This is a genomic window from Nocardioides carbamazepini, from assembly GCF_024614185.1.
In the GTDB taxonomy this organism is placed as follows: Bacteria; Actinomycetota; Actinomycetes; order Propionibacteriales; family Nocardioidaceae; genus Nocardioides; species Nocardioides carbamazepini.
In genome coordinates this window covers 127,435-145,264 of the sequence record NZ_JAHTLF010000012.1, presented here as the reverse complement: position 1 = coordinate 145,264, position 17,830 = coordinate 127,435, and the positions used below count along the sequence as shown (strand labels likewise).

The following is a 17,830-nucleotide window of genomic DNA, read 5'->3' as shown; positions in this document are numbered from 1 at the left end:
GATCACCGGCCTCCTCCTTCCCTGCCGCGGCGGGGCCTGGTGCGGCTGGCTCCCCGTCGTGGAGTGATGCGTGCGCCGGCCACCTCCACGATCGGCAAGGAACACCCGCATGACCAGCATGACCACCACCTGGAACCGCCAGCGTCCCTCCGGGATGCCGTCCCATCGCTACCGCGACGTCTTCGACCGCGTCGACGTCCCCCTCACCGAGCGCGCGTGGCCGGCACGCCGGCTCACGGCCGCACCGCTGTGGGTGCCCGTCGACCTGCGCGACGGCAACCAGGCCCTCGCCGAGCCGATGGATCCGGAGCGCAAGCGTCGGTTCTTCGAGCTGCTCGTCGCGATGGGCTACAAGGAGATCGAGGTCGGCTACCCGTCCGCCTCGCAGACCGACTTCGACTTCGTCCGGCTGCTCGCGTCGTCCGACCTGGCGCCGCCCGACGTGACGATCGTGGTGTTCACGCCGGCGCGCCGCGACCTGATCGAGCGGACGGTGGACTCCGTGCGCGGGCTGCGCAACCCGGTCGTGATCCACCTCTACACGGCGACCGCACCGACCTGGCGCGACGTCGTGCTCGGGCACTCGCGCGACGCCCTGAGGACGCTGGTGCTGGAGGGAGCCCGTGACGTCCTCGAGCTGTCCGCGGACCTGCCCGACGTGCGGTTCGAGTTCTCGCCCGAGGTCTTCAACCTCACCGAGCCCGACTACGTCCTCGACATCTGCGACGCGGTGACGGCCCCGGCCCTGTGGGACGCCACCCCCGAGCGGCCGGTGATCCTCAACCTCCCCGCCACGGTCGAGGTCGCCACGCCCAATGTGTACGCCGACCAGATCGAGCACATGCACACGTCGCTGGCCCGCCGCGACTCCGTGATCCTCTCCGTCCACCCGCACAACGACCGTGGCACCGGCATCGCCTGCGCCGAGCTCGCCGTGCTCGCCGGCGCGCAGCGGGTCGAGGGCTGCGTGTTCGGCAACGGCGAGCGCACCGGCAACGTCGACATCGCCACCCTCGCGCTCAACCTGCACGCCCAGGGCATCGACCCGATGGTCGACTTCTCCGACATCGACGAGATCCGCCGCACCGTCGAGCACTGCAACCGGATCGAGATCCACCCGCGTCATCCCTACGTCGGCGACCTGGTCCACACCGCGTTCAGCGGCACCCACCAGGACGCCATCCGCAAGGGCCTCGCCGAGCACCGCACCCGCGCCGCGGAGCTCGGCAAGCCGGAGGGCGAGATCGAGTGGCGGGTGCCCTACCTGCCGGTCGACCCCGCCGACCTCGGCCGCAGCTACGACGAGGTGATCCGGGTCAACTCCCAGTCCGGCAAGGGCGGCATCGCCCACCTGCTCGAGACGGTGTTCGGGGTCGAGCTGCCGCGGCGGCTGCAGATCGACTTCAGCCGCCGGGTCCAGGTGCACACCGACGCGACCGGTGGCGAGGTCACCGCGGCGCAGCTGTGGGCGCTGTTCGAGAGGACGTACCTGACGGGCGCCGCGCAGGACGCGGCCTCGAGAGGGACCGTGCTGGCGTCGTACCGGACGGGGGTGGGGGCCGGTGCCGACACCGAGCCGCTCACCCTCGTCGAGTACCGCTCCGACGACGGCTCGACCGCCTGGGCGGCGAGCCGGTCGGACGATGGGCGCCCCCGGCAGGAGTCGAACCCGCAACCATCGGAGTAGAAATCCGCTGCGCTATCCATTGCGCCACGGGGGCCTGGGGCCGAGGGTATCGCTCAGTGTCCGGCGATCGCGGCGGCGACCGCGTGATGCACCTCGGGGTGGAAGACGGAGGGCATGATGAAGTTGGCGTTCAGCTCGTCGTCGCGTACGACGTGCGCGATGGCCTCGGCGGCGCGGAGCATCATCTCCATCGTCACCTCGGAGGCGCGGGCGTCGAGCAGGCCCCGGAAGACCCCGGGGAAGGCGAGCACGTTGTTGATCTGGTTCGGGAAGTCGGAGCGGCCCGACGCGACGACGGCGGCGAAGCGCGCGGCGGCGGCCGGGTCGACCTCGGGGTCGGGATTCGCGAGGGCGAAGACGACCGGGTCGGCGGCCATGGTCGGGATCCACTCCGGCCTGAGGATGCCGGGGGCGCTGACGCCGATGAACACGTCGGCGCCCTCGAGCACCTGCTGCAGGCCGCCGGTCCGCCGTTCCCGGTTGGTGAGCGCGGCCAGCTCCCGGTGCGCGGCGGACAGGTCCGGGGCCCCGTCGACGAGTGCGCCGTTGCGGTCGACGACCACGACGTCGCGCACGCCGGCCGCGAGCAGCAGCTTCACGATCGCGGTGCCGGCCGCGCCGCCGCCGGAGACGACGATGCGCGCCGTACCGACCTCCTTCTTCACCACGCGCAGCGCGTTGGTGAGGGCGGCGAGCACGACGATCGCCGTCCCGTGCTGGTCGTCGTGGAAGACCGGGATGTCGAGACGCTCGCGCAGCCGGGCCTCGATCTCGAAGCACCGCGGTGCCGCGATGTCCTCGAGGTTGATGCCGCCGAACCCAGGTGCGATCAGCTCGACGGCGCGCACGATCTCGTCGGTGTCCTGGGTGTCGAGGCAGATCGGCCAGGCGTCGATCTCGCCGAACCGCTTGAAGAGCGCGGCCTTGCCCTCCATGACCGGCAGCGCCGCGCCCGGCCCGATGTTGCCCAGGCCCAGGACGGCGGAGCCGTCGGTGACGACCGCGACGGCGTTGCCCTTGATGGTGAGGCGGCGTACGTCCTCGGGGTTCTCCGCGATCGCCATCGACACTCGACCGACGCCGGGGGTGTAGGCGAGCGACAGGTCGTCGCGGGTCCGCAGCGGGACCTTGGAGGCGACCTCGATCTTGCCGCCGAGGTGGATGAGGAAGGTGCGGTCGGAGACCTTGTGGACCTCGACGCCCGCGACCGCCGCGACTGCGGTCTGGAGGTCGGCGGCGTGCTCGGCGTCGGCCGCCGAGCAGGTGACGTCGACGGTGAGCCGCTGGGGGCTGGAGTCCGCGACGTCGATCGCGGTCACCATCCCGCCGGCTCCGGCGATCGCGGTGGCGACCTCGCCCACGACGCCGTGGTCGACGGTCGTGTGGAGGCGCATCGTGATGGAGTACGACGAGGCAGTGGCAGTCCTGGTGGGCACGGACCCAGTCTCGACCCGTCCGGGGGTTACTCGGAAGTCGCGGGCGTCCTCGGGCGATCGCGCGGGCCGGCCACCGGCTACTTGCGCTCGTGCGTGTGCGCGACGTACACGTCGCAGGAGGCGTGCGCGGCCACGTCGCGGGCGATGCTGCCGAGGACCCGGCCGGCGATGCCCTGGACCCGCTTGTTGCCGACGACGATCAGCTCGGCGCCGAGCTGCTCGGCCGCGGCCACCAGCGCCTCGCCGGGCTTGCCGTCGGAGGCGGCGGTGGTGACCTCGACCCCGGGGTGGGTGCCGCGCAGCGCGTTCGCGACCTTGGCGGCGACCTCCTCGGCGTCCCGCTCGGAGCTGAGGATCAGGGTGTCGCTCCCGATCTGCACGGTCTCGGACTCGTACCGGCCGAAGGCGGAGACGATGTGCAGCCGCGCTCCCAGGGCCTGGGCCAGGGTGGCGGCCTTCTCGGCCGCTGCCAGCGCGGTGTCGCTGCCGTCCACGCCGGTCACGATCGTCTTGTCCGCCATCGCTCACTCCTGTCCGAGCCCGACCGAGTTGTCAGGGCAGCAACGTAGCGCAGCGGCACGGCACCACGCGGGGTCACATCACCCGCGGAGGGCGGCCATCCACTCCTCGACGGCCTCGGGGCTGCGCGGGAGCGCGGCCGAGAGGTTGTCGACGCCGTCGGCGGTGACGACGACGTCGTCCTCGATCCGGATGCCGATGCCGCGCAGCTCCTCGGGGACGAGCAGGTCGTCGGCCTGGAAGTAGAGGCCGGGCTCGACGGTCAGCACCATGCCCTCGACCAGCTCGGCCTCGCGGTAGGCCTCCGGGGCGGCCTGGCCGCAGTCGTGGACGTCCATGCCGAGCATGTGGCTCACGCCGTGCAGCGTCCAGCGGGCGTAGACGCGCGAGTCGGGGGAGAGCGCCTCGTCGACGCTGACCGGCAGCAGGCCGAGGTCACCGAGCCCGTGGGCCAGGACCTGCATCGCGGCGTCGTGCCCGGCGAGGAAGCGCTCGCCGGGGCGCAGAGCCGCCAACGCGGCGTCCTGCGCCCGCAGCACCAGCGTGTAGAGGTCGCGCTGGAGCGGCGAGAAGGTGCCGCTGACCGGCAGCGTGCGGGTGACGTCGGCGGTGTAGAGGTTCGCGCCCTCGACGCCCATATCGCACAGGACCAGCTGGCCGGGGACGATCGGGCCGGAGTTCTCGATCCAGTGCAGGGTGGTCGCGTGGGGGCCGCCGGCCACGATCGACTCGTAGCCGAGGTCGTTGCCCATCGTGCGGGCGCGGCGGAAGAAGGTGCCCTCGAGCCAGCGCTCGCCGTGCTCGATCACCCGGTCCCACTCGCGCACGCAGTCCTCGAAGCCCAGCGTGGTCGCGTCGACCGCGGCCTGCAGCTCCGCGACCTCCCAGGCGTCCTTGACCAGGCGCATCTCCGAGGCGACCCGGGCCAGCTCGCCGTCGCGGCCCACGTCTCCGGCCACCAGGCCGTCCACGACGGCGGAGACGCCGCGATGCACGCGGGTCTTCGCGCCCTTCGCCAGATCCGCCTCGAGCTCGTCGACGTGCTTGACCGGCAGGCCGAGGGCCGCCTCCAGCTCGCCGGCGGACGGGCGCTTGCCGGCCCACAGGGCGCCGTACTGCCGGTCGCGGAAGAACTCGTCCGTGTCACGACCCGAGCGCGGGCGCGCGTAGAGCACCGAGGAGCCGTCGGGCTCGACGACCAGGACGGCGTCGGACGTGTGGTTGCCGGAGTAGTAGGCGTGCGCGGTGTCGGCGCGGAAGCGGTAGTCCGTGTCGTAGGCGCGCACCTGGTAGCCGCCGCCGGGCAGGACCAGGCGCTCGCCGGGGAAGGCCTCGGCCAGGCGGGTACGGCGGGCGGCGGCGAGGTCGGCGACCGGATGGCGCGCGACATCGTCCTCGCGCTCGTCCCAACCAGTCCGCATGAAGGCGGCGTAGGCCTCGGGGACGGCCGGGTCGTGCTGCTCCGTCTTGGGGGCGTTCTGGGGGCTGTCGCTGGTGATGTCCGCACTCACATCGTCACTGTACGCTCGCCCGCACACACGGCGATCGGGGGCGCGGCAGCCGCTCCCGATAGGGTTCCCCCATGCCTGCAGCCCGCCGCAACAGTGTTGCCTTCACGGTCCTCGTGACCGTGGCGGTGGCGCTCGGCGCGCTGCTCACCCTACTGATCCTCGCCCTGTCGGGCGCCCCGACCATCACGTTGCTGGCGACGGCCCTCGCCGCGCTGCCGGTCGGACCGGTGCTGGCGGCGTACCTCTGGCTGGACCGCTACGAGCCCGAGCCGCGCGCGCTGCTCGTCGCCGGCCTCGCGTGGGGCGCCTTCGTCGCGACCATGGCCGCGATCGTCGTCCAGGGGCTCGGCGGCCTGCTCGTCGGCTTCACCGACGACTTCTCCCTGGCTGTCGCGGCGCCGGTGATCGAGGAGGCCAGCAAGGGCCTGTTCCTGGTGCTGCTGCTGTGGTGGCGGCGCGCGGAGGTGGACGGGATCCTCGACGGCATCGTGTACGCCGGCATGGTCGGTGTCGGCTTCGCCTTCACCGAGAACATCCTCTACCTCGCCGCCGCCTGGAACGGCACCGACGGCCTGGGCCCCGGCGGCATCGAGGCCGTGACCGGGACCTTCGTGATCCGCTGCATCTTCAGCCCCTTCGCGCACCCGCTGTTCACCGCGTTCCTCGGCATCGGCATCGGCATCGCCGTCAGCTCTAGGAGCAGGACGGTGCGGTGGCTGGCCCCGCTCGGCGGCTACCTCCTCGCGGTGCTCGCCCACGCCGTCTGGAACGGCTCGACCGTGTTCGGGTTCGGCAGCTTCGCCATCGTGTACGTCGTGATCATGGCGCCGGCGTTCATCGGCATGATCGCGCTGGCGTGGTGGGCCCGGGAGACCGAGGCCCACGTGCTGCGGATGGCGCTCACCGACGCCGCGCGGCGCGGCCTCCTGCCGGCCACCGACATCGGGTGGGTCGTGGACCTGCGCGCCCGTCGCGACGCCCGTCGCCACGCCCGCCTGCAGGGCGGGCCGGAGGCGGAGCGCGCGATGCGCGACTATCAGCAGGCCGCCATCGAGCTCGGCTATCTGCACCACCGGCTGCTGCGAGGCACCGCCCCTGCCGACTGGCAGACGCGCGGTCAGGACTTCCTCGGTCGGATCCAGGCGGCCCGGCCGCGGATCGCATTTCCCGGACAGGTGGTACCCCAGCGATGACCCTCGGCGCCGATCTCAGCGACAGCTTCCTCGGGAGCAGGATGCTCACCGAGGTGGTCCGTCTGCACGGATCCCTGCTCAACGCGCCGCTCCCGCTCGACCTCCCGGGCGTGGGCGCGCTGCGGGTGGGGCGCGAGCACATCATCGAGCAGCTCGAGGACTACATCATCCCGCGGCTCACCGAGCTCGACGCCCCGCTGCTGGTGGTGGTCGGTGGCTCGACGGGAGCCGGCAAGTCCACCCTCGTCAACACACTGGTCGGCAGCCGGGTCACCGTCCCGGGCCTGCTGCGTCCCACGACCCGCTCGCCCGTCCTGGTCCACCACCCCGAGGACGGCCGCTGGTTCGGTGCCGACCGGCTGCTGCCCGAGCTCGCGCGCGTCCAGCAGGCCACCAACGACCAGTTCGCGATCCAGCTCGTCCCCAGCACCGCGGTGCCGCGCGGGCTGGCGGTCCTCGACGCCCCCGACGTCGACTCGGTCGACGAGCGCAACCGCGAGCTCGCCGCCCAGCTCCTCGCTGCCGCCGACCTGTGGCTGTTCGTGACCTCCGCGGCGCGCTACTCCGACCAGGTCCCGTGGGAGCACCTCAAGAACGCCGTCGACCGCAACACCGCCGTCGCCCTCGTCCTGAGCCGGACGCCGGAGGAGGACGTCGCGACCGTCTCGGTCCACCTCGCCCGGATGATGGCGGCCCGCGGGCTCAAGGACAGCCCGCTGTTCGCCGTCCCACAGGGCACGGTCAGCGACGAGGGACTGCTGCCGGCGTCGTACGGCACCGAGATCAAGGGCTGGCTCGAGGCGCTCGCGGCCGACGTGGCCGCCAAGCGCGAGGTCGTCAACCAGACCGTCGCCGGCGCGGTGCGCACGGTGACCCGCAAGGCGTTCCCCATCGCCGATGCCGTCGCCCAGCAGGTCGAGGCGGTCGGCGAGCTGCTGACGGTCGCCGACCAGGTGTACGACGACGCGCAGACCGCGCTGCTCGCCGCCGGCGGTGACGGCACGCTCCTGCGCGGTGACCTGCTGGCGCGCTGGCAGGAGTTCGTCGGCAGCGGTGAGCTGACCCGCACCCTCGAGGCCAAGGTGGGCTTCGTGCGCGAGCGACTGGTCAACGCGATCAAGGGCAAGCCGCAGCAGGCCGAGCGGGTCGGCGTGGCGATCGAGATGGGCATCGAGGCACTGGTCGCCGACCATGCGGAGCGGGCGGCCGCGACGGCGGCCGCCGCCTGGCGGGAGCGGTCGTACGGCGAGGCGCTGCTCAGGTCGACGACCGACGACCTCACCCGGGCCGGGCGTGGTCTGCGCTCGCACGCGGAGCAGGAGATCCGGAGCTGGCACGAGGAGCTCCAGGAGTTCGTCAAGCACGAGGCCGGCGACGCGCGCCACAGTGCCCGCTTCCTCGCGCTCGGGGCGCGCGGACTCGCCGTCACGCTGGGCGTCGTGGCGCTGGCCGGCCCGGAACCACAGGGTGCCGCGGCCGAGTCGGTGCGGCTGGGCCGGACCCTGTTGGAGAGCACCCTCGGCGCCGCCGGCGCCGCCCGCGTGGTCGACCAGGCCCGCGGCACGCTGACGCGTCGGCTCACCACCCTGATGGCCGCCGAGCGCGCCCGGTACCTCGCGCCGGCCGCTCAGTGGGAGCTCAAGCCGGATGCTCCGGACCAGCTGCGCCAGGCAGCCCGACGAGTGGACGACCTGCGGTTCGCCGCGGCGAAGAAGGGGACGGGTGGACACCTGTGACTGCACCGTTGGCTGAAGGGCTCGACGACAGGATCCCGGGGGACCTCGCGACCCGTGGCACCTCGATCGGCACCCGGGTCGCCGGCCTCGGCGCGGCGGTCGACGCCGCCCGCGGTCGGGTGGCGGACGCGGTGCTCGACGACGTCGCCACGGCCGTGGAGAAGTCCACCGGGCGCCTGCGCCTCTCGGCCCGGCACACGGTGGTGGCCATCGCCGGCGCGACCGGCTCGGGCAAGTCGTCGACCTACAACGCCCTGACCGGCCTCGAGCTGTCCTCGGTCGGCATCCGCCGCCCCACGACCTCCTGGGCCACGGCCGTGGTGTGGGGGAGCGAGGGCGCCGGGGAGCTGCTGGACTGGCTCGGCATCCCGCCGCGGCACCAGACCATGCGTGACTCGATGCTCGACACCCGGTCGGAGTCGGAGTTCGACGGCGTCGTCCTCCTCGACCTCCCGGACCACGACTCCACCGAGGTCGCCCATCACCTGGAGGTCGACCGGCTCGTCGCGGTCGCCGACCTGATGGTGTGGATCCTCGACCCGCAGAAGTACGCCGACGCGGCGGTCCACGACCGCTACTTCAAGCCGATGGGTACCCACCAGGGCGTCATGCTGGTCGCGCTCAACCACATCGACACCGTGCCCCCCGAGCGCCGCCAGGCGATGATCGACGACGTCAAGCGGCTGCTCGCCGAGGACGGGCTGCCCCAGGTGCAGGTGCTGCCGATCTCGGCGAAGGAGGGCATCGGCATGGCCGAGCTCCGCGCCGAGATCCTGCGTCGGGTCAACGACAAGCGCAGCACCAGCCTGCGGGTTGAGGCCGACATCGACGCGGCCGCGGGCCGCCTCGAGCAGGCCGGCGGCACGACGGCCGCGCCCGAGCTGCCCGGACATCGCGTCGAGGAGGTCGAGGACCGCATCGCCGACGCTGCCGGCATCTCCGCGGTCGTCGAGGGCATCGAGCGGACCGTGGGGGAGCGGGCCCGGAGCGCGGTCTCGTGGCCGCCCATCGCACTGCTGCGGCGCGGCGAGGACGCAACGGGGTCCGACCCCGAGGTCGCGCCGCTGGACCGGGCCGCGGTCGACACCACGGTCCGGGCGCTCGCCGACGAGGTCTCCGACGGCATCGGCCCGGCCTGGGCGCCGCGGGTCCGTGACGCCGCGTCGGCGCGGCTGGCCGCGACCGGCGAGCGGCTCGAGAAGGGCCTGCGCGGCGTCGACCTCGGTGGCCGTCTGCCCGCCTGGGTGAGTCTCGTCCGGCTGCTCCACTGGCTGCTCCTGCTCGCCGCCGTCGGCGGCTTCGTCTGGTGGGGCGTCGCTGCGGTGCAGGGCACCACGAAGGACCTGTCCGAGGTGGCCGGCCTCCGGCTCCCCGCGGTGCTCGGCATCGGCGGGCTCGTGCTCGGGCTGCTGCTCGCCGGGGTCGGCGGGATGCTGGTCCGGGGTCTGGCCCGCCAGCGCGCCGACCAGGCCGACGAGCGCCTGCGCGGCGTCGTCCACCAGGTCCTCGAGAGCGACGTCGTGCAGCCGATCGGGGCCGAGCTGGCGTCGTACGCCGCCTTCCGTCGCGGCATCGAGACCGCGCGCGGCTGAGGTCCGCGTAGGTCCAGTCCCGCGCGGCACAGGGCTCTGTGGGGAGGCCGTCGGATCTCCACAGGACCCGTCGGTGCACGGCTCCGTCCACAGGTGGCCCATGCCCTGGGGCGCACCGTCGGCCCGGTGGCGTGGACTCGTCGGCGACCGGTCGCTCCCGCGGCCGGCACCGACGAGAGGAGAGACCGAGATGTCCCACCAGACGATGGTCACCGTGCAGGGCTGGATCGGCACCACGCCGATGCTGAGGGAGGTCGGTGGGGTGCCCGTCCTCAACTTCCGGCTGGGCTGCACCCCACGCCACTTCAGCCGCGCCTCCGGCACCTGGGTCGACGGCCAGCCGCAGTGGTACGGCGTCAGCGCGTGGCGCCGTCTCGCGACCCACGGCGGGCCGTCCCTGCACCAGGGTGACCCGGTCCTCGTGCACGGCCGGCTCGAGCACCGCACCTACGTGAACAAGAGCGGCCTGGAGGTCGTCGCCCTCGAGATCGAGGCCCTGACCATCGGCCACGACCTCACCCGCGGCGTCGCGACCTTCGTCAAGGCCGCCTCCGCCGCTGCGGCGGGAGACCCCGACCACGACCGGGGGGCCGCCGCTGCGTAGCCTGGGGGCATGGCTGAGTACGTCCTCTCTCTGCGCAATGTGCGCAAGGCCCACGGCGACAAGGTGGTCCTCGACAATGTCACGCTGTCGTTCCTGCACGGCGCGAAGATCGGCGTCGTCGGCCCCAACGGCATGGGCAAGTCCTCGCTGCTCAAGCTGATGGCCGGGCTCGACCAGCCCAACAACGGCGACATCGTCCGCGATCCCGACGCCACGGTCGGCATGCTCCAGCAGGAGCCGCCGCTCACCGAGGGCAAGACGGTGCTCGAGAACGTCGAGGAGGCGGTCGCCGACACCAAGGCGAAGATGAAGCGCCTGGAGGACGCCTACATGGAGATGGGCGAGCCCGACGCCGACCAGGACGCGCTCATGGCCGAGACCGGCGAGCTGCAGACCGAGCTCGACAACATGAACGCGTGGGACCTCGACAGCCGCCTGGAGCAGGCGATGGACGCGTTGCGCTGCCCGCCGTCGGACGTGCTCGTCGACAACCTGTCCGGTGGTGAGCGCCGCCGCGTCGCGCTGTGCAAGCTGCTGCTGCTGCAGCCCGACCTGCTGCTGCTCGACGAGCCCACCAACCACCTCGACGCCGAGTCGGTCCAGTGGCTCGAAGGACACCTCAAGTCCTACCCGGGCGCCGTCCTGGCCGTCACCCACGACCGGTACTTCCTCGACAACGTCGCCCAGTGGATCGCCGAGGTCGACCGCGGCTCGATCCACGGCTACGAGGGCAACTACTCGACCTACCTCGAGACCAAGAAGGACCGGCTCAAGGTCGAGGGCGCCAAGGACGCCAAGCGCGCCAAGATGCTCGAGAAGGAGCTGGAGTGGGTGCGCTCCAACGCCAAGGCGCGCCAGACCAAGTCCAAGTCGCGTCTCGCCCGCTACGAGGAGCTGGCCGCGGAGGCCGACAAGGCCCGCAAGATCGACGCCGCCGACATCAACATCCCGCCGGGTCCGCGCCTCGGTGACGTCGTCCTCGAGGCCGAGCACCTCACCAAGGGCTTCGAGGGCCGGGTGCTGTGGAACGACATCTCCTTCACGCTCCCGCGCGCCGGCATCGTCGGCGTCGTCGGTCCCAACGGTGTCGGCAAGACGACGCTGTTCCGGATGATCACCGGTGGCGAGGAGCCGGACTCCGGGAAGCTCAACGTCGGCCAGACGGTGAAGATCTCCTACGTCGACCAGAGCCGGGGCGGCATCGACCCCCAGAAGAACGTCTGGGAGGTCGTCTCCGACGGCCTGGACTTCATCAAGGTCGCCAACTTCGAGATGAACAGCCGCGCCTACGTCGCGTCGTTCGGCTTCAAGGGTCCGGACCAGCAGAAGAAGGCCGGCGTGCTCTCCGGCGGAGAGCGCAACCGTCTCAACCTGGCGCTGACCCTCAAGCAGGGCGGCAACATGCTGCTCCTCGACGAGCCGACCAACGACCTCGACGTCGAGACCCTGTCCGCGCTCGAGGACGCGCTGCTCGACTTCCCGGGCTGTGCCGTCGTGACCTCCCACGACCGCTGGTTCCTCGACCGTGTCGCCACGCACATCCTCGCGTGGGAGGGCACCGAGGACAGCGAGGGCGAGTGGTTCTGGTTCGAGGGCAACTTCGCCTCCTACGAGGAGAACAAGATCGAACGCCTCGGCGTCGAGGCGGCCCGGCCGCACCGGGTCACCCACCGCCGCCTGACGCGTGATTAGGCGCGAGCGTGTCGCCGCCGGGCGGGGCTCCCGCTCCGGCCGGCGGCACGCTCGCTCCGGTCGCTCGTTCCTCGCTCCCTGCGTCTCACGTTCCTCCGGCCTGCGCGGCTCGCCCCTGGCGGCGCCACGCTGCCGCGCGCGCGGTTGGCCTTCGTAGGCCCACCGTTCGCCTGGCGGCCACACGGTCGGTATTGATGGCGCGAGCGCGTCGCTCGTGCCTCGCGCCGCAGAGCCCGGCTACCTGATCTCGCGCTCCGGGTGCGCGCAGATCAGCTGGTCGCAGACCGCGTTCATCACCCGGCCCAACGCCAGCAGGTCGTCAGGGTCGACGAGGTCGATGAGCGACTGGCGCACGGTCTCGACGTGGTCGGGAGCCGCTGTGCGCAGCATGTCCTGGCCGGCGTCGGTGAGTCGGCAGTCGACGCCGCGACCATCCTCGGGGGAATCCTCGCGGACGACGAGACCCGCTGCCTCCATCCGCTTGACGGTGTGCGTGACGCGGCTACGGCTGTGGGCGAGCGCGGCGGCGAGCTGGGCCATCCGCAGGGTCCCCTCGGCCTCGGAGAGCCGGACCAGGATCTCGTACTCGACGGCGGAGAGTCCGTGCTCGCGGCGCAGGTCCTCGTCGAGGCGGTCCAGGAGCAGGGTGGTGCCGAGGAGGAACGAGCGCCAGGCGCCTTGCTGGTCCTGGTCGAGCCACCGCGGCTCGTGGCCGGTCGCCACGGGCCCAGCGCTCTCGTCAGTCACCGCGTCAGTCTAAGGCGATCCTCATCAGCACCCGAGGGTGTCCGTTCAGGACGGACGTGGTGTCGGCGACGTACCGGAAGTCGGCCGCCTCGAAGTTGGCCCGCAGGCCGGCGTAGGCCATGGTCTGGTCGACCTTCGCGGCACCGTTGTCGAGCGGGTACGCCTCGACCGCGGGTGCTCCCTGCCCGCGCGCGAACTCGACGGCACCGGCGATGAGGTCATGGGAGATGCCCTGGCCGCGGTGCCCCGGCCGGACCCGGATGCACCACAGCGACCACACCGGCAGGTCGTCGACCTGGGGGATCTTGCGGTTGCGGGCGAAGGTCGTCGCCGAGCGGGGCGCGACCGCCGCCCAGCCGACCGGTACGTCGCCGTCGTAGGCCAGCACGCCGAGCGGCCCGTCCTCGAGCAGCCGGGCGACGTACGCACCGCGCTCCTCGCCGCGCATCGCGTTGTTGACCGTGGACGGGATCCGATAGCTCAGGCACCAGCACACGCTCGCGTCCGCCCGCTTGGGCCCGACCAGCGCCTTCACGTCCTCGAAAACGGTGGCGGGCCGCACCTCGATGCTCATGCACCGCAAGGTACGGCCCGCCACCGACACCCACCCGGCTCAGGTTGAACTGCAGACGACGCCGACCCGGCGCAGATTGAGGTGCCAACTGTTCAATCTGCGCCGGGTCGGGGGTCAGGCGTGTTCAATCTGCGCCGGGTCGGGGAATCAGCTGAGCCGCTCCAGGATCATCGCCATGCCCTGGCCGCCGCCGACGCACATGGTGATCAGGCCGGTCGACTTGTCGTGCCACTGCAGGGAGTTGAGCATCGTGTTCTGCAGGCGGGCACCGGTCATGCCGAAGGGGTGCCCCACGGCGATGGCGCCGCCGTTGACGTTGAGCTTCTCGATCGGGATGCCGAGGTCCTCGGCGGACGGCAGGACCTGGGCGGCGAAGGCCTCGTTGATCTCGGCGAGGTCGATGTCCTCGATGCTCATGCCGGCGTACTTGAGGGCGTTGCGCGTGGCCTCGACCGGGCCCAGGCCCATGATCTCGGGGGACAGGCCCGAGACGCCGGTGGAGACGATCCGGGCGAGCGGGGTCAGGCCCAGCTCGGCGGCCTTGGTGTCGGACATGATCACGACCGCGGCGGCACCGTCGTTGAGCGGGCAGCAGTTGCCGGCGGTGACCACGCCGTCGGGGCGGAAGACCGGCTGCAGCTGCGAGATGGCGTCGTAGGTGACGCCGGCGCGCGGGCCGTCGTCCTTGGTCACCACGGTGCCGTCGGCGAGGGTGACCGGGGTGATCTCGCGCTCCCAGAAGCCCTCGGCGATCGCCTTCTCGGCGAGGTTCTGCGAGCGGACGCCGAAGTGGTCGAGGTCCTCGCGCTTGAGGCCGCGCATCCGCGCGACGTTCTCGGCGGTCTGGCCCATGGCGATGTAGACGTCGGGGAGCAGGCCGTCCTCGCGCGGGTCGTGCCAGTCGCGCCCGCCCTCGGCGTACCCCTGGGTGCGCCCCTCGGCGTCGGCGAACAGCGGGTTCTTGGTGTTCGGGATGTGGTCGGAGGTGCCGAACTGGAAGCGCGACACGGTCTCGACGCCGGCGGAGATGAAGACGTCGCCCTCGCCGGCCTTGATCGCGTGGAAGGCCATCCGCGAGGTCTGCACCGACGAGGAGCAGTAGCGGGTGACCGTGGCGCCCGGGATCTCGTAGCCCATCAGGGCGGTCACGATCCGGGCCATGTTGTTGCCGGCCTCGCCACCGGGAAGACCGCAGCCGAGGAGCAGGTCGTCGACGTCGTTGGGGTCGAGCGCGGGGACCTTGTCCAGCGCGGCCTGGGCGATGAAGGCGGTCAGGTCGTCGGGACGGAAGTCCTTGAGCGATCCCTTGTTGGCCCGGCCGATCGGCGTACGAGCTGCGGAAACGATCACGGCCTCAGGCATGGAGACTCCTAGATGCGAGATGAGAGGCGGAACCAGCACAGCGTAGTCTGCGCCGCGTGCGTCACCGCTACGACTGCCCCCTGCGCTGGGGTGACATCGACCAGCTGAGCCACGTCAACAACGTGAAGTACGTCGACTACCTCCAGGAGGCGCGGGGCGCCCTGCTCCACGCCTGCCGAACGGCCGCGGGGGTCGAGCATCACCACAACGACGCCTACGTCGTGCGCCGTCACGAGGTGACCTTCCGAGCACCGCTGCGCTTCCGGTTCCAGGCGGTGGCGATCGACTCCTGGGTGAGCGAGATCCGCGCGGCCAGCTTCACCCTCGACCACGAGGTGTTCGAGGAGCAGGCCGACGGCACCCGCACGGTCTACCTGCGTGCCCGCACGGTCCTGGCGCCCTTCGTCCTCGAGACCGGGACGCCGCGCCGCCTCGACGACCAGGAGCGGAACGCGTTGGCGCCGTACGCCGAGCTGGGCGAGGTGCGCTCGCGGCCGGTGCTGGTCGACGTACCCCGGGACCGGGCCTCGCACTACCCGGTACAGGTCCGCTTCTCCGACCTCGACATCTACCGCCACGTCAACAACGTGAAGTACTTCGAGTACTTCCAGGAGGCGCGGATCGCGACGATCCGGCGCGTGCAGCACGGGCTGAAGGACTTCCCCCGGATCGCGAGCGTGATCGCCCAGGCGGACGTGGAGTACGTCGCCCCGATCGTGCTGCGGCCGCAGTCCTACGACTGCTGGTCGGTGATCTCCCGGATCGGCAACAAGTCGATGGTCATCGAGTCCGAGATCACCGACGGCACCGACGGCACCGACGGCTCGGCCGGTGGGGCGGTGCTGGCCCGCTCGAAGGTGGCGCTCGTCTTCTTCGACGTCGAGACCCAGCGCTCCGTGACACCCGCCGCGGGCTTCCGCGAGGCTCTCATCGAGACGCTCGGCGACATGGTCGTCGGCTGATCACCAGCCGGGCGGCAGGCGGGTGAAGTCGGGTTCCCGGCCCTCGGCGAAGGCGGTCAGTGCCTCGATGTTGGCCGGCCCGCCCATCAGCTCGGCGAAGGCCGCGTTCTCCCGGTCCCGGGCGGCCCGGATCGCGGCGCGATGCGGCTCGACCAACGCCCGCTTGACCGCGACCAGCGACGAGATCGGCTTCGCGGCGAGCACCTCGGCGTGCCGGCGCGCGGTGCCCATCAGGTCCTCGGGCGCGCAGACCTCCTTGACCAGGCCCATCTCCCGCGCCTCGGACGCGCTGATCCAGGCCGAGGACAGGAGCGCCCAGGCCGCGTTCTGGCGGCCGACCAGCGCCGGGAAGAGGTACGACGACGCCGCCTCGGGCGCGACCCCGAGTGAGGTGAACGGGCACTTGAGCCGGGCCTCGGCGGACATGAGGCCGAGGTCCGCGAAGCCGAGGATCGTGGCGCCGATCCCCAGCCCCAACCCGTTGACGGCCACGACGAGCGGCTTCGGGAAGTCCACCAGCGCGTCGACGAGGCCGACGAAGCCGTGCTTGCCGCGGGGGAAGCCCGGATCCGTGGCCAGCCGGTGCATCTCCAGCAGGTCGGTGCCGGCGCTGAAGGCACGCCCCGCCCCGGTCAGCAGCACGACGGCGACCTCGGGGTCCACGGCCGCGGCGAGAAGAGCGTCCGCCGTGGCGTCGTACAGCTCCTCGTTGAAGGCGTTCAGCGCCTCGGGGCGGTCGAGGGTCAGGGTGCGGACCCGGTTCTCGTCGCAGACCTGCAGCGTCATGCGCCCAGGATAGAACCTGTTCTAACCGGTGTCCGGGGAGGTGCCGCCGAGCCGCGCCCGCAGCCGCTTGAGCCCACGGTGCCGGGCGACCCGGACCGCGACGGCGGTCATGCCCAGAGCCGCGGCCGTCTGGCTCACGTCGAGGTCGAGCACCTCGGTGCAGGCGATGACATCGCGCTCCCGCGGCGGCAGCACCGCCAGCGCCTGTCGTACCCACTCGTCGGCGAGGAGACCGGTCTCGGGCCCGGGGGCGGGCCGCTCCGCGTCGGCGGCGAGAGTGTCGAGCCCCCGGATTCGGGTGGCCGTGCGACGCGACGCATTGGCCGCGTGCTTGCGCGCGATGCCGAACAGCCAGCCACCGAAGTCCGACGAGCTCCCGGTGAAGTCGGCGATCCGCTCGGCCGCGACCAGCCAGGCCGCGGCGGCGATGTCGTCGGGGGCCTCGCCGCCGGGCGAGGAGCGGGCCTCGAGCCACAGCAGCAGCCGACCCGCGTGCGCGCGATAGAGCTCGCGCCACGCTGTGGAGTCACCGCGCTTCGCAGCAGTGACGAGCTCGTCGTCGGCCCGCACCGGACGTGTCCCCACCCCTGTTGTCCTGGCAAGGTCCGGACCTCTCCCCGGACCACGCGTCCCATTGTCCCGCCCGCGAGCCTGAAGCGGGACATTTGCGCTCGATCAGTGCGTCGGGCGCTGCTGGTCGCCCACGCCGTTCGGGCCCCTCGGGCCGTCGACCGGGCCGCCGGGTGAGGCACCCTCGCCGGGCTCTCGATCGTGGCCCTTCGCCTCGCCGCGCGCCTTGTCCTTCTGATGGCCCTTGGCCTTGCCGTGGGATCCCTGCGACGCGCCCTTGCCCTTCGCCTTGCCGTTGCCCGGGGTGGCCTGGCCGTCCCGGCCGCCCGGGGTGCCTTGGCCGGTCCCGTCGCCGCGGCCCTTCTCCGCGCCGGCGCCGCCCGGATCGGTGGCGCGGTCGGGCGTGGAGGACGTGGAGGTGCCCGGCAGCCCCGGGGACAGGGGACTGCCGGGCGTGGCTACGTCGGAGTGTGGGGTTCCGACGTCTCCGGGACTCGGTGTGCCGGACGGTCCGATCCGGGACGGGCTGTCGGCGGGGGAGTGTGGGCTCCCGCCGCCGGTGGGGATGCCCGCTGCCCAGGTGGCGGTCGCGATGACGGCGACGAAGCCGGTCGCGACGACCGCACGGAGTCCGGCCGACCGAGTCGATCGGGGGTTCGCCGCCTGCGAGCCGGCACTCAGGTGGGTGAGCATGCCGAGGAACGTCGGGTCCGGCTCCAGCGTCGGTACGTCGACGCGGAGGCGCTCGGTCGGGCGCTTGCGGATCATGGCCTGCTCTGCTGGTGCGGGGGGATGCGGCGGCGATCTCGGTCCCCACCCGGATCGGGGACCGCTCTCAACCGGAACATGTCGCCGCGCC

At 72.2% G+C, this 17,830-nt stretch carries 16 protein-coding genes and 1 tRNA gene; 7 read left to right on the top strand and 10 right to left on the bottom strand.

Going from position 1 to position 17,830, the window contains the following annotated elements; genetic code table 11:
• The first annotated feature begins 109 nt into the window (after positions 1 to 109).
• Complete coding sequence (locus KVF89_RS06140; RefSeq protein ID WP_306809137.1) at positions 110 to 1,687, top strand: 2-isopropylmalate synthase; 1,578 nt, start codon at positions 110 to 112, stop codon at positions 1,685 to 1,687.
• Here the strand turns inward: KVF89_RS06140 and KVF89_RS06135 are convergent.
• The 4 genes from KVF89_RS06135 to KVF89_RS06120 form a co-directional block, all read right to left on the bottom strand.
• Positions 1,649 to 1,721 (bottom strand) — tRNA-Arg (locus tag KVF89_RS06135). The two genes, KVF89_RS06140 and KVF89_RS06135, sit on opposite strands and share 39 nt — an antisense overlap.
• Positions 1,722 to 1,740: 19 nt before the next feature.
• Complete coding sequence (locus KVF89_RS06130) at positions 1,741 to 3,081, bottom strand: NAD-dependent malic enzyme (RefSeq protein ID WP_257424489.1); 1,341 nt, start codon at positions 3,079 to 3,081, stop codon at positions 1,741 to 1,743.
• Between the two features lie 119 nt (positions 3,082 to 3,200).
• Positions 3,201 to 3,644: a universal stress protein gene (locus tag KVF89_RS06125; RefSeq protein WP_257424296.1), complete on the bottom strand. Its 444-nt coding sequence runs from the start codon at positions 3,642 to 3,644 to the stop codon at positions 3,201 to 3,203.
• Positions 3,645 to 3,722: 78 nt separating this feature from the next.
• Entirely contained in the window at positions 3,723 to 5,153 is a 1,431-nt protein-coding gene (locus KVF89_RS06120; RefSeq protein ID WP_257424294.1) for an aminopeptidase P family protein, read from the bottom strand.
• Positions 5,154 to 5,224: 71 nt separating this feature from the next.
• Here KVF89_RS06120 and KVF89_RS06115 point away from each other — a divergent pair, with 71 nt between their 5' ends.
• The 5 genes from KVF89_RS06115 to ettA all read left to right on the top strand — a co-directional run bounded on the left by KVF89_RS06115 (position 5,225) and on the right by ettA (position 11,970).
• Positions 5,225 to 6,346 carry a PrsW family intramembrane metalloprotease gene (locus tag KVF89_RS06115; RefSeq protein ID WP_257424292.1) on the top strand — a complete coding sequence of 374 codons (1,122 nt, stop codon included), beginning with the start codon at positions 5,225 to 5,227 and terminating at the stop codon, positions 6,344 to 6,346.
• Positions 6,343 to 8,082 carry a GTPase domain-containing protein gene (locus tag KVF89_RS06110; RefSeq protein ID WP_257424290.1) on the top strand — a complete coding sequence of 580 codons (1,740 nt, stop codon included), beginning with the start codon at positions 6,343 to 6,345 and terminating at the stop codon, positions 8,080 to 8,082. Before KVF89_RS06115 ends, KVF89_RS06110 begins: the two co-directional genes overlap by 4 nt.
• Before the next feature lie 8 nt (positions 8,083 to 8,090).
• Positions 8,091 to 9,674 carry a GTPase gene (locus tag KVF89_RS06105; protein WP_257424287.1) on the top strand — a complete coding sequence of 528 codons (1,584 nt, stop codon included), beginning with the start codon at positions 8,091 to 8,093 and terminating at the stop codon, positions 9,672 to 9,674.
• Positions 9,675 to 9,864: 190 nt separating this feature from the next.
• Positions 9,865 to 10,278 carry a single-stranded DNA-binding protein gene (locus tag KVF89_RS06100; RefSeq protein ID WP_257424285.1) on the top strand — a complete coding sequence of 138 codons (414 nt, stop codon included), beginning with the start codon at positions 9,865 to 9,867 and terminating at the stop codon, positions 10,276 to 10,278.
• A gap of 9 nt (positions 10,279 to 10,287) precedes the next feature.
• Entirely contained in the window at positions 10,288 to 11,970 is a 1,683-nt protein-coding gene (gene ettA / locus KVF89_RS06095; protein WP_257424283.1) for an energy-dependent translational throttle protein EttA, read from the top strand.
• A gap of 237 nt (positions 11,971 to 12,207) precedes the next feature.
• Here ettA and KVF89_RS06090 read toward each other — a convergent pair whose 3' ends face one another.
• The 3 genes from KVF89_RS06090 to KVF89_RS06080 all read right to left on the bottom strand — a co-directional run bounded on the left by KVF89_RS06090 (position 12,208) and on the right by KVF89_RS06080 (position 14,653).
• Complete coding sequence (locus KVF89_RS06090) at positions 12,208 to 12,717, bottom strand: MarR family winged helix-turn-helix transcriptional regulator (RefSeq protein ID WP_257424281.1); 510 nt, start codon at positions 12,715 to 12,717, stop codon at positions 12,208 to 12,210.
• A gap of 4 nt (positions 12,718 to 12,721) precedes the next feature.
• Complete coding sequence (locus KVF89_RS06085) at positions 12,722 to 13,291, bottom strand: GNAT family N-acetyltransferase (RefSeq protein WP_257424280.1); 570 nt, start codon at positions 13,289 to 13,291, stop codon at positions 12,722 to 12,724.
• Between the two features lie 147 nt (positions 13,292 to 13,438).
• Positions 13,439 to 14,653, bottom strand: coding sequence for an acetyl-CoA C-acetyltransferase (locus tag KVF89_RS06080; protein ID WP_257424278.1), 1,215 nt, complete (start codon positions 14,651 to 14,653; stop codon positions 13,439 to 13,441).
• 56 nt (positions 14,654 to 14,709) lie between these two features.
• Here KVF89_RS06080 and KVF89_RS06075 point away from each other — a divergent pair, with 56 nt between their 5' ends.
• Positions 14,710 to 15,615 (top strand): acyl-CoA thioesterase, encoded by a 906-nt coding sequence (locus KVF89_RS06075; RefSeq protein WP_257424276.1) that lies wholly within the window; start codon positions 14,710 to 14,712, stop codon positions 15,613 to 15,615.
• Here KVF89_RS06075 and KVF89_RS06070 read toward each other — a convergent pair whose 3' ends face one another.
• The 3 genes from KVF89_RS06070 to KVF89_RS06060 all read right to left on the bottom strand — a co-directional run bounded on the left by KVF89_RS06070 (position 15,616) and on the right by KVF89_RS06060 (position 17,739).
• Positions 15,616 to 16,401, bottom strand: a complete 786-nt coding sequence (locus KVF89_RS06070) for an enoyl-CoA hydratase/isomerase family protein (protein WP_257424275.1) — start codon at positions 16,399 to 16,401, stop codon at positions 15,616 to 15,618.
• Between the two features lie 21 nt (positions 16,402 to 16,422).
• On the bottom strand, positions 16,423 to 16,986 hold the full coding sequence (locus tag KVF89_RS06065; protein WP_257424273.1) for an RNA polymerase sigma factor: 564 nt from the start codon (positions 16,984 to 16,986) through the stop codon (positions 16,423 to 16,425).
• Positions 16,987 to 17,076: 90 nt separating this feature from the next.
• Positions 17,077 to 17,739 (bottom strand): hypothetical protein, encoded by a 663-nt coding sequence (locus tag KVF89_RS06060; protein ID WP_257424272.1) that lies wholly within the window; start codon positions 17,737 to 17,739, stop codon positions 17,077 to 17,079.
• Between the last annotated feature and the right edge of the window lie 91 nt (positions 17,740 to 17,830).